Annotated in this window: 18 protein-coding genes, 7 tRNA genes and 3 pseudogenes; 5 read left to right on the forward strand and 23 right to left on the reverse strand. The window is 37.9% G+C overall.

The features are described 5' to 3' along the window. Positions 1–378 precede the first annotated feature (378 nt). From LWH95_RS02170 to LWH95_RS02180, 3 genes are all read right to left on the reverse strand, one after another. A complete protein-coding gene (locus tag LWH95_RS02170; protein ID WP_232918871.1) occupies positions 379–852 on the reverse strand; it encodes a hypothetical protein in 474 nt (157 codons plus the stop codon). A gap of 89 nt (positions 853–941) precedes the next feature. Beyond that, on the reverse strand, positions 942–1,964 hold the full coding sequence (locus LWH95_RS02175; RefSeq protein ID WP_232918872.1) for an amidase domain-containing protein: 1,023 nt from the start codon (positions 1,962–1,964) through the stop codon (positions 942–944). A gap of 349 nt (positions 1,965–2,313) precedes the next feature. Then, on the reverse strand, positions 2,314–3,612 hold the full coding sequence (locus LWH95_RS02180) for a DUF3427 domain-containing protein (RefSeq protein ID WP_232918873.1): 1,299 nt from the start codon (positions 3,610–3,612) through the stop codon (positions 2,314–2,316). Positions 3,613–3,854: 242 nt separating this feature from the next. Between LWH95_RS02180 and LWH95_RS02185 the strand changes: the two are divergent. The 4 genes and pseudogenes from LWH95_RS02185 to LWH95_RS02200 form a co-directional block, all read left to right on the forward strand. Continuing rightward, a pseudogene (locus tag LWH95_RS02185) lies at positions 3,855–4,133 on the forward strand (T7SS effector LXG polymorphic toxin); the annotation flags it as partial. A gap of 217 nt (positions 4,134–4,350) precedes the next feature. Continuing rightward, positions 4,351–4,911 (forward strand): GNAT family N-acetyltransferase, encoded by a 561-nt coding sequence (locus LWH95_RS02190; protein ID WP_232918874.1) that lies wholly within the window; start codon positions 4,351–4,353, stop codon positions 4,909–4,911. Between the two features lie 357 nt (positions 4,912–5,268). Continuing rightward, positions 5,269–7,065 (forward strand): T7SS effector LXG polymorphic toxin, encoded by a 1,797-nt coding sequence (locus LWH95_RS02195; protein ID WP_232918875.1) that lies wholly within the window; start codon positions 5,269–5,271, stop codon positions 7,063–7,065. A 12-nt stretch (positions 7,066–7,077) separates the two neighbouring features. Then, on the forward strand, positions 7,078–7,536 hold the full coding sequence (locus LWH95_RS02200) for an SMI1/KNR4 family protein (RefSeq protein WP_232918876.1): 459 nt from the start codon (positions 7,078–7,080) through the stop codon (positions 7,534–7,536). A gap of 411 nt (positions 7,537–7,947) precedes the next feature. Here LWH95_RS02200 and LWH95_RS02205 read toward each other — a convergent pair whose 3' ends face one another. The 12 genes and pseudogenes from LWH95_RS02205 to LWH95_RS02260 form a co-directional block, all read right to left on the reverse strand. Next, positions 7,948–8,472: an NAD(P)H-dependent oxidoreductase gene (locus LWH95_RS02205; RefSeq protein WP_232918877.1), complete on the reverse strand. Its 525-nt coding sequence runs from the start codon at positions 8,470–8,472 to the stop codon at positions 7,948–7,950. Between the two features lie 137 nt (positions 8,473–8,609). Next, a complete protein-coding gene (locus LWH95_RS02210; protein WP_232918878.1) occupies positions 8,610–9,752 on the reverse strand; it encodes an FRG domain-containing protein in 1,143 nt (380 codons plus the stop codon). 85 nt (positions 9,753–9,837) lie between these two features. After that, complete coding sequence (phrI, locus tag LWH95_RS02215; RefSeq protein ID WP_076983188.1) at positions 9,838–9,957, reverse strand: phosphatase RapI inhibitor PhrI; 120 nt, start codon at positions 9,955–9,957, stop codon at positions 9,838–9,840. Next, positions 9,914–10,969 (reverse strand): annotated as a pseudogene (locus LWH95_RS02220) (tetratricopeptide repeat protein); the annotation flags it as partial. The gene phrI and the pseudogene LWH95_RS02220, both read right to left, overlap by 44 nt. Positions 10,970–11,136: 167 nt before the next feature. Continuing rightward, positions 11,137–11,220: transfer RNA gene (locus LWH95_RS02225), tRNA-Leu, on the reverse strand. Between the two features lie 79 nt (positions 11,221–11,299). Further along, a tRNA-Leu gene (locus tag LWH95_RS02230) sits at positions 11,300–11,381 on the reverse strand. An 11-nt stretch (positions 11,382–11,392) separates the two neighbouring features. Next, positions 11,393–11,468 (reverse strand) — tRNA-Lys (locus tag LWH95_RS02235). Between the two features lie 26 nt (positions 11,469–11,494). After that, positions 11,495–11,569, reverse strand: a tRNA-Gln gene (locus LWH95_RS02240). 12 nt (positions 11,570–11,581) lie between these two features. Then, positions 11,582–11,653 (reverse strand) — tRNA-Glu (locus LWH95_RS02245). A gap of 29 nt (positions 11,654–11,682) precedes the next feature. Next, positions 11,683–11,773, reverse strand: a tRNA-Ser gene (locus tag LWH95_RS02250). A 4-nt stretch (positions 11,774–11,777) separates the two neighbouring features. Further along, positions 11,778–11,852 (reverse strand) — tRNA-Asn (locus LWH95_RS02255). Between the two features lie 122 nt (positions 11,853–11,974). Continuing rightward, positions 11,975–12,427, reverse strand: a complete 453-nt coding sequence (locus LWH95_RS02260; protein ID WP_232918879.1) for a SprT family protein — start codon at positions 12,425–12,427, stop codon at positions 11,975–11,977. Between the two features lie 103 nt (positions 12,428–12,530). Between LWH95_RS02260 and cmpA the strand changes: the two genes are divergently transcribed. Further along, the gene (gene cmpA / locus LWH95_RS02265) at positions 12,531–12,644 is read left to right on the forward strand and encodes a cortex morphogenetic protein CmpA (RefSeq protein WP_003225207.1); all 114 of its coding nucleotides are present in this window, start codon (positions 12,531–12,533) and stop codon (positions 12,642–12,644) included. A gap of 9 nt (positions 12,645–12,653) precedes the next feature. Here the strand turns inward: cmpA and LWH95_RS02270 are convergent, their stop codons facing one another. The 8 genes and pseudogenes from LWH95_RS02270 to rsbV form a co-directional block, all read right to left on the reverse strand. Then, complete coding sequence (locus LWH95_RS02270; protein WP_232918880.1) at positions 12,654–14,813, reverse strand: Tex family protein; 2,160 nt, start codon at positions 14,811–14,813, stop codon at positions 12,654–12,656. A 91-nt stretch (positions 14,814–14,904) separates the two neighbouring features. Next, positions 14,905–15,348, reverse strand: coding sequence for a MarR family winged helix-turn-helix transcriptional regulator (locus LWH95_RS02275; protein ID WP_232918881.1), 444 nt, complete (start codon positions 15,346–15,348; stop codon positions 14,905–14,907). After that, entirely contained in the window at positions 15,332–15,772 is a 441-nt protein-coding gene (locus LWH95_RS02280; RefSeq protein WP_133488399.1) for an EVE domain-containing protein, read from the reverse strand. The genes LWH95_RS02275 and LWH95_RS02280 overlap by 17 nt, the downstream gene beginning before the upstream one ends. Then, positions 15,769–16,061 (reverse strand): annotated as a pseudogene (locus tag LWH95_RS02285) (hypothetical protein). The gene LWH95_RS02280 and the pseudogene LWH95_RS02285 overlap by 4 nt, the downstream one beginning before the upstream one ends. A gap of 241 nt (positions 16,062–16,302) precedes the next feature. After that, positions 16,303–16,902, reverse strand: coding sequence for a phosphoserine phosphatase RsbX (gene rsbX, locus LWH95_RS02290; protein ID WP_232918882.1), 600 nt, complete (start codon positions 16,900–16,902; stop codon positions 16,303–16,305). Then, complete coding sequence (gene sigB / locus LWH95_RS02295) at positions 16,902–17,690, reverse strand: RNA polymerase sigma factor SigB (protein WP_003240361.1); 789 nt, start codon at positions 17,688–17,690, stop codon at positions 16,902–16,904. Before sigB ends, rsbX begins: the two co-directional genes overlap by 1 nt. Then, the gene (gene rsbW, locus LWH95_RS02300) at positions 17,656–18,138 is read right to left on the reverse strand and encodes an anti-sigma B factor RsbW (protein ID WP_003240359.1); all 483 of its coding nucleotides are present in this window, start codon (positions 18,136–18,138) and stop codon (positions 17,656–17,658) included. The genes sigB and rsbW overlap by 35 nt, the downstream gene beginning before the upstream one ends. Continuing rightward, positions 18,135–18,464 (reverse strand): anti-sigma factor antagonist RsbV, encoded by a 330-nt coding sequence (gene rsbV / locus LWH95_RS02305; RefSeq protein ID WP_003240357.1) that lies wholly within the window; start codon positions 18,462–18,464, stop codon positions 18,135–18,137. The genes rsbW and rsbV overlap by 4 nt, the downstream gene beginning before the upstream one ends. Positions 18,465–18,508: the final 44 nt, after the last annotated feature.

Genomic DNA, 18,508 nt, shown 5'->3' on the forward strand with positions numbered 1-18,508 from the left:
GGGCAGTAACAGATCAATATTCTACAAACAAAAAATACCAGAGGTCTATAACCCTTGGTATCATTGATGCGGCCGAGAGGACTTGAACCTCCACGGGTTATTCACCCACTAGGCCCTCAATAAAGTGAATCTGTGTTTTCTGTTACAAAACCTTTATACATCAGTGTTTTTTTATTTCGATTATGAGGTTTTATAATGATTTATTCATATTGAGGAGTAGAAATGGAGTAGCCTTTTAAAAAAGTTAACTTATTATTGATGTTTTACTTAGTAACAGCACTGCTCGAAGTAATCAGTTAAGGTGAAAAATTAAGATTAAACATGAAAAAAAGCAGGCTCGTTCACCTGCTTTTTTAAATATTCTAGAGTGTTTTAGCTTTATCCTAAACTTAAAATTCTTTTTATTACATTAGGAATAACAAATGACCGTTTGATTTCTTTATTTATTTGAATAATGTCTTTTTGTGTTTTCCCATTCTCTTGCCAAGTAACTTCTACTGTATAATCATTATTCGTATTTGGTGGATCTGCCATTATCGCTACTGCTATTTCTTTTGCATTCTTAGGTTCATCTGTTGCATCACCTGATGCCTCAACAACACCATTTTCTTTAAACACAACCTCTTTTACTGAAAACTCAGAATCCCTTTTCCATGTAATATGAACCGCCCATAAGTCTTGCCTTGCCAGATCTATGTCTTTTTCAGGAGAATAGATAACACTCCATTTTCCATCTTTTGAATTCCCCTTCAATATAGGAGGTTGGTGGGTGCCAGCATAAATAAACCATGCTAAAAAGACTATCAGTGCAACAGAAACAATAATTGTTAAAATAAACTTACTTTTTTTCATTTTTAACTCCAATCTTAATATGTAATAAATGGGATGTAAGCTTATTTTACAACAATATGAATAATTAATCGATGCATCGTTTTATAAACTCAGAACTTAATCAGCCTGTATCTCTTTATATTCTGTACTTTCTTGATATTTCTTTTTAGATAATCATCTGAATGACCAGATAGTTGTAGAGTTCCACCTGATTTTCCGTATACAAACATTGTGTGAAAGTAAGTACTACGCCCTTTTTTCATAAACTGAACCACATCACCCGGTTTGGCATTTTTCACTACATCATTTACATTACTATAAGTTTTTACTGTTTGTGTTCTAGCCCAATAAGCGCCAAAATCAGATACTCTTACCCATGAAGTTGAGATTGCGCGCCCTTGCCTAAAGGCTTTTCCAATACCTTTACGATTGATAAAACTATACCAATATGAAGTAGTTGATGTTATCCAGAAAGGTTCAGCACTACTGTCTTGTTTTTCTTTTTTTCCACCTGCATAAAGGATTTGAGAAACATAGTTAGTGCAATCCCCACCACTTCCAGTGAAGTTGGCATAGTTTTTATTTCTGCCGTTATACCATTTCCTAGCATAAGCTTGTGCTTTTGAGACACTATATGAACTGCCCATTGCAGTAAACATATTTTTTGATTCTTCTTCGTGTTTTTGCGAGATCTGTTCGATTTGTTCTTCTTCTTCTTGTGATTCCCTTGCTACTTGTCCTATTGTTTTATCCTTAATATTATTTAAGTTAAAGGATTGTTTAGATTGATTGTTCTCATTTACGAAGTAAAAGTTTTGTTTTTCTTCCAAATAACTTACTAGAAAATCACAAATTAAACTATAATCTGCCCGATTAGTAAGCTCTTTATCTGTATCATTCAATAACTGATCATTTGCAAACTCCTCAAATTCTTTAGAGTCTATCTTATAATTTTTCCCTTTACTTTTTAAATAACCCTGCAAAATATTTTGTATTTCACCAAGTGTATATTCACTGGTCGGCTTTTTTAAAGCTCCGTTATCTTTTTCCACTGCAGAAGCGTAGTCATTATTAATAAATAAAGTACTTATTAATAACAGAATTGACAATGCAAATAAAGTAATTTTCCTCATATTAACCTCCTATTTTTTACAATACCACTTTTATACATTAGTATAATATTACTAGCATGTCAATAAATGCATCTTATGTAGAACCTTAATTTAACCTTAAAATTAAAACTTTAGTACCAAAATATCATATTCTATTAAAGAGGGCTGTCCTCTTTGGTTTATAAACTTAATTTAGTCAATGCACTATTTTAAGAATAAAAAACCATACCAGCATTACTTGGTATGGTTCATAAACTAGGCTTTTAATAAAGTGAACTGTGTTTTTTGTTACAAAATCGCACTTACACTTGTTAATTTATATTCAGGAGTAAAAATGAAGTCGAAATCTAATTTAAGAAATAATTGGCTTTTATCTATTATCGTTGATAATTTCTACTAACTCCTCAACCGTGAAAGCTGGTTTTTTCTTATGCAACATAGCATGACAATTTGGACAAACTGGACGTAAATCGTTGATCGGGTCAATTTCGTACTCCTTGCCTATCTGATTTAACTCAATTATATGATGTACGTGAATAAAGCCTTTACCCAATTCTCCGAATATCTTCTCAAAATCAAACCCACAAATGACACAACTAAAACCGTAATGCTCTAAACACTTTTTCCTCGCTATGGGATTTCTCTCATAAACGTTGACTGATACCTTTTTTGTGGCTCCTTCAATATATCTTGTTGGTTTATCAATTTCTTCAGCCATTTGATTATGTCGGATTTCTTTTTCATCATTAAATTCCCAAATAATTTTGACTGGCTTAGTATCATGAAATTCTTTTACTCTAGCATTTCCTTGATAAGTAAACAGGGGATTATTACTATCTTCCCGTGTGAAAATATAAATATTACCTTTGGGTTTTAACATAGATTGAATAGAAGCATTTTGTAATGAATGACTATTCTTACCAAACCATTGAAGGTCATCTCCGATAAATTTATTATCGTAATCATGCCCCGTTCTTCCGGCAGAACTTATATTAACAAAGACAAATACATCATTATTAAACGAAGTATACCCCGTGTTCCAATTCCCGCCCTGTTTACCCTCTGGTACATTAAAAATCTTGTAAATATTTTTTCTTGAGTATTGTTCTCCAATTCTCAAAGGATGTGCATCAGTGTTATGAATCAATGAAGATATCTTTTTAAATGCTTTTGGATTTAACGGCATTGATGAGGCTTGAAACCCTTCGATTAAGTACTTATCATATTCATCATTTTCAAAATCTAGATCCTCAAGTAAGATTGGTGAATGCAGCAAATTCTTTATGTATCTAACTGGTACTCGGTAATTGAAATGATCACTTTCTTCATAATAATAATTTTCATCCTTATCAGATGAGTAGACGGGTTTTCCCGTTATTTCTACTACCGCATAAATACCTCGATTTAATTTTGGTTTACCATTTAACATTTCTTTATTCCGGTTATCATGTCCAACTCTAATTAGCCCTTGTTGACCTTCCTTAAACCACTCTTTTTGCCAACTTGTAATGGAAAATGTATCTTCTATTTGGTTTGAACTCAAAAAATCATCAATAGCCCAAACCTTTGGGTTACAGAAAAATGTCCAGAACCCTGTCGGTTTAATGGCTTGTTTATCTTTTATGTGTAGTGCAACTGATTTCCCTAAACTCACTTTTAGTTCCCCCATATTCTGTATCTCTTTTTATTATACAGTCTTCCTAACACTATCTTCGGAATTTAATTAAATGTTTTTGATTCCGTTTCAAAAATGAAAGACAAATATATTTTGAATATAAACAACTGTTACTTCTCCAACTTACATTATGCCAAGTGATCTAAAATTCGTTCCCTCCCCTTAAACTTTTTTTAAAACTTTCACATCTATTCCATGGTAATATTTAGATATAAAATCACTGAAAGGATTGGACAATGAAGGTATTTGAAGCTAAGTCTTTGTTATCTGAAGCTGAAAACCGAGCAAAAGATTATAAAGAATTGAAAAATCAAATGATGAAGCTAAGAAAAGCATTTAAGGTTATTGCTGATCTTGATGAAAGTGAGTTCTCTGGCAAGGGAGCAAACAATATCAAAGCATTTTATCACGATCATGTGGGTGTCACTGATCAATGGATTGATTTAATTGAAATGAAGATCGCTTTCCTTACTAGTATCTCCGGTGTTCTAGAAGATGCCAGCTTATCTGATGCATGAATATGAATTACTCTAGAGTGAAAAAATTCTTTGATGAGAATAAAAAATATTCAATTCTTACTGGAGGCGTCACTGACAAACAAATCAAAGAGATAGAAGAGGATTTCAGAGTAACCCTTCCAGAGAGATAACAAGAAGTCATAACTCTTAGTTCTTGGAGATGTTTTTTATTACTTTCTTTTTTAATATTTAATTTTTGGAGAGGAGGAATCAAATGAATCCTTTGTTGTTAGATGTTCCTTTTCAATTAGAAACAGAAAGACTAATTCTGCGAGCACCACGCCAAACAGGAGATGGGGAAATTGTAAACCAAGCAATTAGAGATTCCTTTGGTGAATTAAAAGCGTGGTTGCCATTTGCTCAAGAACTTCCTACTGTTGAAGAAACAGAGATAAATTTAAGAAATGCTCACATACATTTTTTAAAAAGAGAAAGTTTTCGTTTTCTTATTTCTGAAAAAAGAGGGATTAACTTTATTGGAATAACTAGCCTTCAGAGAATTGACTGGGCCATTCCTAAGTGTGAAATTGGGTACTGGGTAAATACTAAATTTAGCGGGAATGGATACATGACAGAAGCAGTAAAGAAATTAGCTGACTTTGGGTTAAACAATTTAAAATTTAGAAGAATTGAAATAAGGTGTGAATCAACAAACCTTAAAAGTCGTGCTATCCCAGAAAGACTGGGGTTTGTATTCGAAGGCACATTAAGAAATGATGATTTATCCGCAGATGGCAGCAAGCTGACTGATACTTGTTTTTATTCCATAACATAGCGAACATTTACAGTTAAAGTAACGAGTGCGTTAGTGGGACTAGAAGGGATATAACGTATTTTATATACTAATATGTTATGGCCCTGCTTTTATTTATCTTATTTTTCATTTTGGTCTTGTTAAATAGTCTACTCCTTTAACTTATCTCTTTTCCCTAGATAATTCACCATTCAAATGAGAAAGTAGACTCTTCCCAGTCTGCTTTTTGATTGTCAATATGCTGACGCAAGTTGCCATTGTTATCCTTGTCGTTTTATTCGTGATCTAGCATTCGTTCCCTCCCCTTAAACTTTTTTAAAACTTTCACATCTATTTCATGGTAATATTTAGATATAAAATCACTGAAAGGATTGGACAATGAAGGTATTTGAAGCTAAGTCTTTGTTATCTGAAGCTGAAAACCGAGCAAAAGATTATAAAGAATTGAAAAATCAAATGATTAAGCTAAGAAAAGCATTTAAGGCTGTTGCTGATCTGGATGACAGTGAGTTCTCTGGCAAGGGAGCAAACAATATCAAAGCATTTTATCACGATCATGTGGGTGTCACTGATCAATGGATTGATTTAATTGAAATGAAGATCGCTTTCCTTACTAGTATCTCCGGTGTTTTAGAAGATGCCAGCTTATCTGATGCATATATCGAGGAATCCTTCTTAGAACATGAATTAGCAAACGCATCTAAAAAATCAAAATCAATTATGTCTGAGCAGAAGAAAGCAATGAAAGATATTCTGAATGATATCGATGATATTCTTCCACTTGATTTATTTTCAACAGAGACTTTTAAGGATGAGCTCTCTTCTGCCGAAAACAAACGGAAAAAGACTATTGATAAAATAGGCGATGTGGACGAACACTTAAAAACTGAATATGCAATGACTGAACCTAACGAACAATTCATTAAAGCAGACTTTCAAAAGTTACAGGAGTCAACAGGTAAGGGCAAAAATGCTACACCCCTTCACTATAATGCCAAGGCATATCGTGAGAGCGATATACATAAGAAAAAAAGCGATATCGAGAAGCAATCTGAAGCTTATTTGAAGATCAAAAAAGAAGAAGCTAAAAAACGCGAAATAAAAGATTTGAAAAAACAGCTTGTAAAGGTAACAGATCCAGACGAGTATTTAAAAATTGCGAAGAAAATAGGATACGAGAATTTGGAACCTGACCAGCAAGTTTATTTCCGCCAGCTCGAAGAACTCCAACAAAAAGCTGAAATTGGAAAAGGTATTGCAGTGGGAATGTATGAAGCAGGTAAAGATACAGTGATGGGTCTCTATCAACTTGCAAGACACCCGATTGAATCGCTTTCTGGAACTGTGAACGCAGCCTTACATCCAATCGATACTTATAAGATCATAGCAAAAGACATAGAAGACACATTTCAACGTGATATGATTAATGGAGACAGCTACAGCAGAGCAAAATGGGTTTCCTATGTAGGCAGTACGGTTGTTCTTGCATTAGTGGGTTCAAAGGGTATTGATAAAGTATCCAAAGTTGCAAAAGCCGGTTCAAAAGTTGCTGCAATTAAGACACTTGAAGCTTCAAAAGTAGGAATAAAAAAAGGTATTGAATACGTTAAAATACCAAATGTTTTTGAACAACAGTATGCAATGGCTGGTGGTTCAGGGACTTTTCCATTCAACACAATAGATGGGGAGAGTTATAAAAAATCATTCCATCAGTTTTCCAAGAAGGTAGCTGATGTAACTCGGAAACCTTTTACGGGGAAATACATTGATGTTCCTTGGTTAAATAAAGAAAAATATACTGCTGCAGAAATAGAAGGAAAAGTGAAAGCTAAAGGAAATATAAAAGACGTAAGCCGAAAAGTGTATATGTTAAAAGATATAGACTTAAATCAAAAAAATCGTAAAGGCCAAACAAATCTTCAATTAATGAAACTTGGCAATGCACCTTTTGCAAAGGATGGAACACAAATAAACCTACATCATTTAATCCAAGAAGAACCTGGTACAATGGTTGAAGTTCCTGAAAGCCTACACAAAAAATATCACAATATTCTCCATGGTTTAAAGGAAAACGGGCAAAGTTTTAGGAACAATCCCGAACTTTCTGCTCAGTACGACAGTTTTAGAAAGAGATATTGGAAATGGAGAGCACAACAATTCGAAAAACAACAGTAAGAGGTGAATATTATGGATTACTCAACAATACAAAAGTTTTTAGAAGAAAACAAAGAATTCTCTATTATCACTGGAGGAGTCAGCGAGAAAGAGATTCATGAGATAGAAGAAGAACTTGAAGTTTCTCTCCCCGAAAGTTATAAATGGTTTTTAAAAGAGTATGGTTCTGGTGGTGCATACGGAACAATGATCCTTGGTTATGACTCTGAAGGCGCTGAAGTTGTAGAGCAAACAAAAGAATACAGAACATTTTACGGTCTTATACCAGGTCTTGTTGTTATAGAGTATATAGATGAATTCTCTTATTGTCTTGATACAAACAGAATGGTAGATGGAGAGTGTCCGGTTATTCTTTGGGATAACAGTGAAGGATATGGTTATACTGCTGCAAGTAATTTTCTTGAATTTTTTCTTCAGCGACTTGAAAAAGGTAAAGAGGACTTAGATGAAGATGAGGATTGGGGAGATTAATCTTTACTATTCTCAAAATGAAGTTTTTTGTGAATTGAATGATTACAACATAGAAAACCATACCAAGATGTTTTGGTATGGTTTTCTAAGGCAGACCCTCAACCTAGTAAAAACATATCATGAGTTACAAAAGCTTTTATTCAAAGCATCTGTTTATTTCATTTATACTTATTTTCATCATTTTTCATGAATTCTGGACACAAATTGGGCACCTATTAGAGACCAAGGAACTCTACATTTCATCAAGAAATATGTACTCATTGCCCTGCTTTAATTAATTTTAAGCCCTCGCTCTATGCTCCCCTGAATTCAGTATTCGATGTAACTTTGAAATTAAGTTTATTAAAATCTATCACAACCCCTTATTTTCACAACACATAATTTGTTTCAGCTTCCCTCGCGAATACCGGATCAATGCTCAGCTTTTAGATATTCAACCAATTTCTCCGCACTGTTCTTAACATCTTCTTTTGAAAGGTGAAGTGTCCCATATTGTGTAAACGCAGGAAGAAAACGCATTCCTATATAGTTAGCAGTGACTTGAAACGGTCTGATAAGCTCGCTGATCGTGATATTATATTCTCCGCCTGCTTGATAATCAGATTCCTGTGCGCCTAAGGAGATAGCTAAGAGTAGTTCTTTTCCATGCAATTTAGTTCCCCCAGTTCCATAAGCCCAGCCATGTGTTAACACATCATCTTCCCATTGTTTGAGTAACGCGGGACTGCTGTACCAATACATTGGGAACTGAAAAACGATACGCTCATGATCTAACAGGAGCTGCTGCTCTTTTTCTACATCAATGATAAAATTAGGGTATTCACCGTACAGGTCATGAACCGTAATGTCATTCTCTTGCTTTAAACGATTCATCCAGGTTTTGTTGACAACAGACGTTTCCAAATTAGGGTGTATAACGATAGCTAATGTTTTCATTTGACTGATTATCCTTTCTTCGCCGATTAGTTATTATTGCTTTTACGATAATTTTAAAATAGAAACTTTATTTACACCCTTTTTATTCCTTTTCGTGAATTCAGGGCAACTAATTGGGCACCAAAATCAATGATGACTTAAGACATTGTTTTGTAGAAATCCGATATAACAGAATAATCCTCTGAATAATCCCAGCAGTATTCCCCATCTTTTGAGTTACCAATCGGAAGAGGTTTAAACAACTCATTTAATGTAGGTCTGATCCACTGAGCTCTCATTATCCAATTTACATTTTTGTAATCTTCACCATTTTTCGCTATGTATATCCAAATAACATCTTGTGACTGTTGATAACCATTGAATATAGTTTTACAAATATCTTTAATTTGCTCTATGTCCTGAGGCTTTTCCAACACTACCATCAGTGAAAGCCGTTTTGCAGCACGCGTGGATACATCCATAGTGTTAACAATTGTATAAATATTTTCCTTAGCATAGTTTCTGTATTTGTATTTTTCTCTTACATAATCCCCTACTGACGGTAATTCAGGGTATATAAAAGCTTTATTTATCCCTTCATTATCTAACTCTTGTTTAACTACTTTTTTATATTCATATGGGATTCGGATTTTAACTTTAATGTCACTTACTAAAGGCATAATATTTTGTCCTAGCGTACCACTAGGAGACATTTCGTTACAACAAATAGCGAATGTACCTTTTTGATTTGTGATTCGAATATTTGTTTTATCTTCATTTTGACTATATTTTATAAACGCTGGTTTTGTTGAATATTGAGTTATTTCAGGAATGGTAATGATTTCGCCATAATGTTCTTCATATTTTTTCTGTATAAAAGAGAAGGTATAATCATTAATTTTAGCTAACAATGAAAGTAGACGTACATGTTTACAATCTTTCATTTCACCATTTTTATCAAAAATATAAACGATACCATCATTTTCATCATCAACATTCTCTACTGCAAAAAATAAAGCTATAAGTGGATTTACAGTCATATCAATTAAACGAGTTGGAATATTATAATGTTGCATTTTAGCCAAATAATCAATAGGTTCATGAATGTGTTCGAATTCGTTTGGCATTATCAAAACTGACTCGGTGAAAATTTTATCTTCATTTAATACATATCCCTTATCTCTCGAAATACTTGAATTGATATCAGTATAATGAGATAGTTGACCTCTATAATATGTTTCTCCAGTTGAATGTTTTTGTACCATCTCTTTAAATTGTGACAAATTATTAACCTGTTCCATGTCTATTGATTGACTCCTTTGATGATTACATTTATAGCCCAAAAAAGCTTAACCTTTTAATAAAGATTAAGCCTTTTCAGTACCCTTATGCCCCTACCCTATCTGCAGCCACTTTGACTTCTGTACTATGATCACTTTGCAAATAAGTTATTGAAAATACACTACTTAAAATCACTGCTGCCAATAGAATCCGGCTGATTTTCATTAATAATCTCCCCTTTTTTAATTTTTCGTCTTGCTTCAATACTCATACGATAATATTCATTAGAGAGCATTAAATTTCCTTGTTCACGAAAATAATCAGCGACTTCAATCGAAAAATTTTCAACATCAGCAAACATCTTCCTCGAAGCCAGATATGAAAATGCATTCTTTATTAATTGAGTCTCTCCATCAGAAAAAAATAACCCCTCTAATATTTTGAATTTCGCTGAGTATTCTTTATCATCACTTTTATCGGCAATAAATCGCCCTTTCCTAAAGTATATCAAAGCAACATCATAATTTTGTTGTTTTGCTTCAACATAGGTTAAAGTGAATAAAGTCTTTGTTAGGAAACTATGTTTTGATTTTTCAAAAATTTCTAACGCCAAGGTTAAATGTTGTGAAGCCTTTTTATATTCTTTCAATTCATCATAACAAATCCCAATATTCATGTGTGACATTGCAATTAAATGCTCTATGTTACTTTCCTTGGCAATTTCCAGAGAGTTTAAAAATTGTTCCAAGGCTCTTTCATATTCTAAAGAATCGATCAGGTTTCCTGCTACAATAAATTGACAACGTACAGTCTGGACAGCATACTCTTCATACTCTCTAAATATTTTGAGTGCACGATTTGCATAATTCATGGAGAAATATGTTTGTTTCATATAATAATATACATAGGACACTTTGAAAAAAAACTCTGCTTTTTCTATTTCATCCTCAACTTCCGACAGCTTTGATTCAGCTATTCGATAGGCACTTATCGCCGTAGTTAATTCTTTACGCCTAAACTCGTACATACCCTTAAAAAAGTAAAAATAGTATTCCAACATGCCAGTTAATTGCCCTAGCTTCCCAATTTCTTTTATAGTTTCATAAGCATTATGGAGATCTTCTATTTCCTTAGATTTCATATAACTCAGCATTAGCTCTTGTCTAAATTCTAATAGCTGATAATATAACAGGGCATCTTGGTTTTCTTCCATGCTTAGCAATTCTTTCTCTACTTTTGCAACTTGGAGCTTGAGGCATTATTAACTACTAATAAATGGTTAAAACGTTTGTGCGGTGTCTACTGTAGTGACTTACACCAAATAAGTGGGCAGTTTGTGGACAGTGGCAAATTTGAAAATAAGCACAAAAAATACCAGGGGTCTACAACCCTTGGTATCATTGATGCGGCCGAGAGGACTTGAACCTCCACGGGTTATTCACCCACTAGGCCCTCAACCTAGCGCGTCTGCCATTCCGCCACGACCGCGTGATCATTAAATTGTTTGTGCTGGTTTATTAGGCTCTTAACCAAGTAAAACCGATTTGCGTGCACTTTGTAAATAAAGTGCGGGTGAAGGGACTCGAACCCCCACGTCGTAAGACACTAGATCCTAAGTCTAGCGCGTCTGCCAATTCCGCCACACCCGCAAAAAGACAAATGGTGAGCCATGAAGGACTCGAACCTTCGACCCTCTGATTAAAAGTCAGATGCTCTACCAACTGAGCTAATGGCTCTTACTATTCAATTTCAAAAATAAAAATGGCTGGGCTAGCTGGATTCGAACCAACGCATGACGGAGTCAAAGTCCGTTGCCTTACCGCTTGGCTATAGCCCAACGAAAATGGAATGACCCGTACGGGATTCGAACCCGTGTTACCGCCGTGAAAGGGCGGTGTCTTAACCGCTTGACCAACGGGCCGATGGTTGAGAACTTATATCGAATTCTTATGGCGGAGAAGGAGGGATTTGAACCCTCGCGCCGCTTACGCGACCTACACCCTTAGCAGGGGCGCCTCTTCAGCCACTTGAGTACTTCTCCAATATGGCTCCACAGGCAGGATTCGAACCTGCGACCGATCGGTTAACAGCCGATAGCTCTACCACTGAGCTACTGTGGAATAATGAGACAAGACTTATTATATCAGCCTCGATTTACAGTGTCAAGAGGTAAATGTTTTTATTTATCTCTCGTGACGACTTTTATAATGTAACATAGGCTTGCCATATTCGTCAACCTTTTTCACGAAAAAATTCTTTTTATTTTTCCGCGGCATTTTCCGCATCTGTATCTGTCAGGGTTCATGGCACGCTTCTTTATATACTGTTGGCCGCAGGCCGTGCAGATATACATATAAGTTTTTTTGCTTTCTGTTTTTTTCTTAAGGGATGTACAGAACCTTGGCGCGTTGACCTGCTGCAGCAGCACTCGAAAATCTCTGTCTCTGTGCTTGTACCCTTTTCCCTCAAGGTGAAGATGATAATGGCAGAGCTCGTGCTTAATGATGCCGATCAGTTCCTCCCTGCCGTGCTCAATCAAATATTTCCTGTTCAATTCAATGTTATGAGAGGTTAACAGGTACCTTCCGCCCGTGGTCTTGAGCCGGTCATTAAAAAGCGCCTGATGGCGGAAAGGCTTTTTAAAATACGTTTCAGAAATATCCTCTGTCAGCTTTTGAAGCTCTTTGTTATCCATGGTGCACCTCACTTAAAAAACATTGAACGGGACAATTCACCGTTCGCATACAATATGGTAATCACCGTCCCTCATATGATAAAAGCTGAGGAGGAATGAGCCTATGCCAAATTGGCTTAAAAAACAGATGCAAAAAGCGTTCCTTGAAAAAGATAATTACCAAATTAAATTGCTGAATCAATGCTGGTATTTCTATAGGAAAAAACACTGCTCGTAAGCAGTGCTTTTATTTTACCATAGACAGCGATACTCTGCCTTTTTGTACATCTACGCCGTCAACCCAAACCGTCACAATATCGCCGACAGCTACGACATCAAGAGGATGCTTGACGAATTGATTGCTGAGTTTTGAGATATGCACAAGCCCGTCTTGTTTGACTCCGATATCAACAAACGCTCCGAAGTCCACTACATTGCGCACGGTGCCCTGCAGCTCCATTCCCTCTTTCAAATCTTCCAGCTGAAGGACGTCTGTTTTCAGCAAAGGCTTAGGAACCTCGTCACGCGGATCGCGTTCCGGCCTTGTCAGCTGTTCACAAATATCTTTCAGGGTGATTTCTCCGATTCCCAGCTCTTTTGCCGTTTCAGAAAGCGCCAGCTGATTGATTTTGCCCTTCAATTCCGCCGTGCCGATTTCTTCTGTTGAAAGGCCGAGCTTTTTCAATAGTGCTTTTGTTTCTTTGTAGCTTTCCGGGTGGATGCCTGTTCTGTCCAAAGGCTCTGTCCCTTCCTGCACTCTTAAGAAACCGATACACTGCTCATAGGTTTTCGCACCGAGTCTCGGGATGTCCTTCAATTCCTTTCGATTCGAAAACTTCCCGATTTCCTCACGTTTTTTGACAATGTTACCTGCGACAGACTTTGATAATCCCGCTACATATTGAAGCAGCGCGGCGGATGCTGTGTTGACGTTTACTCCAACCTGGTTAACGACCGTTTCGACGACGAAACGCAGAGATTCATTTAAGCGTTTTTGGCTGACGTCATGCTGATACTGCCCGACACCCACAGACTTTGGATCGATTTTGACGAGTTCCGCGAGCGGGTCTTGAAGTCTTCTCGCAATAGATACGGCGCTGCGCTCTTCAACCTGAAGTTCAGGGAATTCTTCTCTAGCAAGCTCAGAAGCTGAATATACACTTGCTCCCGCTTCATTGACGATCACATAATAAATTTCACGCGACATGTCCTTCAGTACATTGACGATGAATTGCTCCGTTTCTCTGGACGCCGTGCCGTTTCCGATCGCCACCATCTCGACTTGATACTGCTCAAGAATCGCTTTGACTTTTTCATGGGCTTCCTTCGTTTTTTTGACTGGCGCATGCGGGTAGATGACATCAATTTTCAAGACTTTTCCGGTCTCATCTGACACAGCGAGCTTACAGCCAGTTCGGAAGGCCGGGTCAACACCGAGAACGGTTTTGCCTTTCATCGGCGGCTGAAGCAGAAGCTTTCTCAAGTTTTCAGAGAAAATATGAATCGCCTGTTCATCCGCTTTTTCTGACAGCTCTTTTCTGATTTCACGCTCTATTGCCGGCTGGATCAGCCTTTTATAGCTGTCTTCAATCGTCTCCTGCAAAATCTCTTTTACGAATGTTGAGCGGTTTTTAATGATTTGTTTTTCTAAATACGCCTTGATGTGATCCGCAGGAGGTTCGATAGATACCTTTAAAATGTCTTCTTTTTCGCCGCGGTTCATCGCCAGCACCCTGTGCGGAACGACTTTTGCGATCGGCTCTTCATACTCGTAATACATTTCATAAACATTTTTCTCGTCGGTGTCTGCCGACTTACCGGCTGTAGACTTAATGGTTCCTTCTTTAAAGGTCTCCTGGCGAATCCACTTTCTGAAATTCGGCTCGTCTGAGATTTGTTCCGCAATAATGTGCTTGGCGCCTTCAATCGCTTCTTCCCTTGTGAACACTTCTTTTTCTTCACTGATGTATTGGTCTGCGATTTCTGCCAGACGATCATCCTGCGGAAGTGTCAAGATATAGTCGGCAAGCGGCTCGAGGCCTTTGCTTTTCGCGACTGTCGCCTTTGTTTTGCGTTTTTGTTTATACGGGCGGTAAAGGTCTTCCACTTCCTGAAGCTTCACCGATTGCTCAATTTTTCGTTTTAAGTCATCTGTCAGTTTATCCTGCTCTGCAATGAGCCTGATGACTTCTTCTTTTCGCTGATTCAGGTTTTGTATGTATTGCCAGCGTTCAGAAATCGTCTGAATCTGAACCTCATCCATTGAACCCGTCTGCTCTTTTCGATATCGGGCGATAAACGGGACTGTGTTGCCGTCCTCAAGCAGGCGGATGACACTTTCAACGTGTTTTTGTGATAAACCTATTTCTTTCGCAATTTGCTGTTTTAAAAGGGCTGACGTTTCCATGTAACCAAAGCCTCCAATTTTATCGTTCTTTCTCTAGTGTATCAAAAACCGAAAAAAACACATAAAAAAAGACAGCTGGCGCTGCCCGTGTTTACTCATTTTTTAAAAGTTCCTGCAAGCCGCTCAAAAAGTTCTCTTTTTCCATCGCAGCCGCAAAGAAGGCTTGATCAATCTCCTCAACAATCGGCAGAGCCGCTGTTACTTTTTCTCCTCCTGTTTCTGTAAGTGACAGGAGGACCTCTCTTTTATCCTGAGGATTTTTGCTTCTTTGGATAAATCCTTTTCTCTCAAGCGTCCGCACAACCTCCGAAACCATCATGATATTGGTCTGGCTGAAGCTTGCGAGGTTTTTTTGCGTGACGGTTTCTCCGTGGGCAATCATGTACCTGCACGAGGTCAGCAGAACAAATTGAACGTGGGTCAGATCAAACTCAGCCAACGCTTTTCCCACTTCCCGCTGCCAGCTTTGTGTAACCTGCCATAATAAAAAACCCGGGCTTTTGTTCGGACCGCTAAATTCAGAGTGCCATTCCACTTATATTTACTCCCATCGCTTGTGATATTGTCAAAAAGTCATTTTTGCTGATTTCAAAGTGTCCTCTCCGAAATAAAAAGCCGAGATGCTTGGTTTCCTGAACGAATTCAAGTTGTGATTTAATGCCGTAAAAACCGATTTTATCGCATGGATAGTAGTCTATATCTAATCGGTATGGGATAAAATTCGGAGCCATTTGATATGGGTAGATGTTTCCGCTTTTCACTTTGCCGATCGCAGTAAAACTTCGCAGCAGTTTGCCGTCTGGATATGCGTCTCTCGGAGAATAATAAATTAGCCAATCTCCCTCTTTCATTTTGGCGAGCGGGGCTTTTTTTCCGTGACACAGCTGTGCAAAACCGCCGGCAGCACCTTTTAATACATGCTGCTCTGACACAACGCCGATCCAATATTTCGTGTTCATTTTATCACTCCTCCGCAAAGGTGGACAAGCCTGCTGACAGCCGCCGGGATGTCTTTAGACAGTTCATGCCCGATGATTTCTCCCCATTTTTTTGCTTCAGCTCCTTCTAATACAATCCCATGCGTTATGTGAAGACCTTCTTTTTGCTTTTGAAGCACATGAGAAAATTCAATTTTTACATTGGTATGCGACATATTGGCCATGACAGAAAATGACCGATGTTTCTCCACTTGTTCAAGCCAAAAGGGAACTGTATTTCCTTGCTGAAGCAATGTACCTTCCGTTCCATTTTGAAATGGCCCTCTCAAAGAAACTGATGCGATACCCGCATCCCATTGATTCCATGTATCTGTCTCCTGATAATGATTCCATATTTTTTCTAGATCAACATCAGCTATCGCTGTGTATTCATAATTCCACATTCTACAACCCCCTAAATAATAAGTGCGCTTATCAATTATAATAAGTGCACTTATTAATAGTCAACCGAAAAAAGAAGCCGGTATTCCAGCTTCTCGTTTTCTGACTTCCTAGGACAGCTGTCCAAGAATATAGGTCAGATCATCTTTTCTCGATGTCGTATACATTTTCAGCGAATTCGATATTTCTTCTACCGATTGGCCTTTTTTCAAATGGGAGCGGATGTCGGGTACGTTGAGTCCATCTGTATGTATAATGAACTTTGAACCCTTTTCATAGGTGGCAGTGTGCGTTTTGTATTTTTGCGGCTTGCCTGATAAATAGCCTGAAATCGGCAGAGGATAAAAGCTTTCACCAGACGGGGAATGCAGAATAAAACGTACGTTTCCGACAGAGCAGTACGTAAACTGCCTTTGTTCAAAATTAATTTTCAGGATAGATGCTGTTGCGCCTCTTTTGTTTTTCATCGCCTGATTACAGCGTTCGATAATGCTTTGTACGTCTTCGTTCGCATAGTTTTCCACTAAGTCTTTGATTGCTGAAGAAGATTCGTTGGCAAGCGATCCGCTTCCAAGTCCGTCAGCTACCGCACAAATTAATTCTTGATCATCAGCTTTCATAAAAAAGCTGTCACCGCAAATCGATTTTCCTTCTTTATTCATTTGGTATACAAGGGTTTGAATATGCTCGTTTTCTTCAACCTGGATCATTACATTAACTCCATGGAGGGATCTTCAATCAAGGCCTCTCTGAGCTTCTTCACAGCTTTGCGCTGCAGACGCGAGACGTGCATTTGAGATATACCGAGAATGTCCCCAGTTTCTTTTTGGCTTTTGTTTTGGATATACGTAAGGTCTATGATTTGTTTTTCACGGTCTGAAAGGACATGAAGCACGCTTTGCAGCATCATTTGCTGGTTGACCCGCTCATATCCGTCCTCCTGTGATCCGACGATATCAAGAATCGTGACGGTGCTTCCGTCCGCATCCGCTTCAATGCTGTGGTCAACGGATAAGGCTTGATAGCTTTTGCCCATTTCCATCGTTTCAAGAACCTCTTCTTCTGAAACATCAAGGAATTCGGCAATCTCTTCTACTTTCGGCGACCTTTGTGTTTCAGTCGTCAGCTGATCAACCGCCATTTTGATTCTTGGTCCCAGTTCTTTAATCCGTCTCGGCACGTGAACGCTCCACGTTTTATCTCTGAGGAAACGTTTAATTTCACCGATGATTGTAGGAATTGCAAAAGCTTCAAACGATTTGCCGACGACAGGATCGTACCGCTTAATCGCGCCGAGCAGCCCGATCATGCCGACCTGTCGGAGATCCTCGTGAAAGCTTTTGCCTTTTGAATATTTTTTCGCAAGCATATCAACCAGATTTGTATACACCTGTACAAGCGTTTCTTGCGCCTGTTCATCTTGATTTGTTTGGTAATCGCTTATGAGCCGATCGACTTCATCCTTAGTTAGTTTCGTAGTTTTTGATGGTTGTGTCATGATCAACTCGCTCCCCATTTAAATACTTTGTCATCGCTACGGTGACGCCGGAGTTGTTTTGCACTCTGACTTCATCCATGAGCGTTTCCATTAAATATAGACCGAGCCCTCCTTCTGATAATTGATCGACTGTGTGTGAAGGTGTGTACGGCCCAAGATCCTGCTGCTTTTCATCAAAATCAAAGCTGTCGCCTTCATCCGCCACAATGACCTCTAAACGATCCTCGAACACACCGAATCGTATTGACACTTCCCCATTTTTATCTTCTTTGTAAGCGTGCTGAACCGCATTTGTACACGCTTCACTGACTGCGATTTTCAGATCTTCAATTTCATCGTACGTATAGCCCATTCTGCTCGCGACGCCTGACAGTGTCAGCCTTATAATCCCTACATATTCAGGTTGGGCCGGCACTTTCATTTCGATGTAATCTGCGTTATTCTTCATTGCACTCCACCTTCTGACTTTGCAGAAATATCAATGATGTCCTTAAGACCAGTAATTTCGAATAGACGGATCAGCCGGTCAGACAGATTTTCAAGCTTGAGGGAACCGCCTTGTTTTTTCACTGTTTTAAAAACCCCTACAAAGACGCCAAGTCCGGTACTGTCCATGTAGCTGACATCCTTCAGGCAAATCCTTAAGTCAGCGCCTTGTTCTGCTAGAGGAACAAGCTTCTCTCTGAGCACCGGAGCTGAATACACATCGATTTCTCCTGCAATGTTTACTTGTATATCATCCACATTCTGTTTCACATCAACATTTATATTCATTCGTATCACCTCAAATTATCCTTCAAATCTTTAATTGTTGTATA

It is taken from the genome of Bacillus sp. G16 (assembly GCF_021282335.1).
GTDB classification, from domain to species: Bacteria; Bacillota; Bacilli; order Bacillales; family Bacillaceae; genus Bacillus; species Bacillus inaquosorum.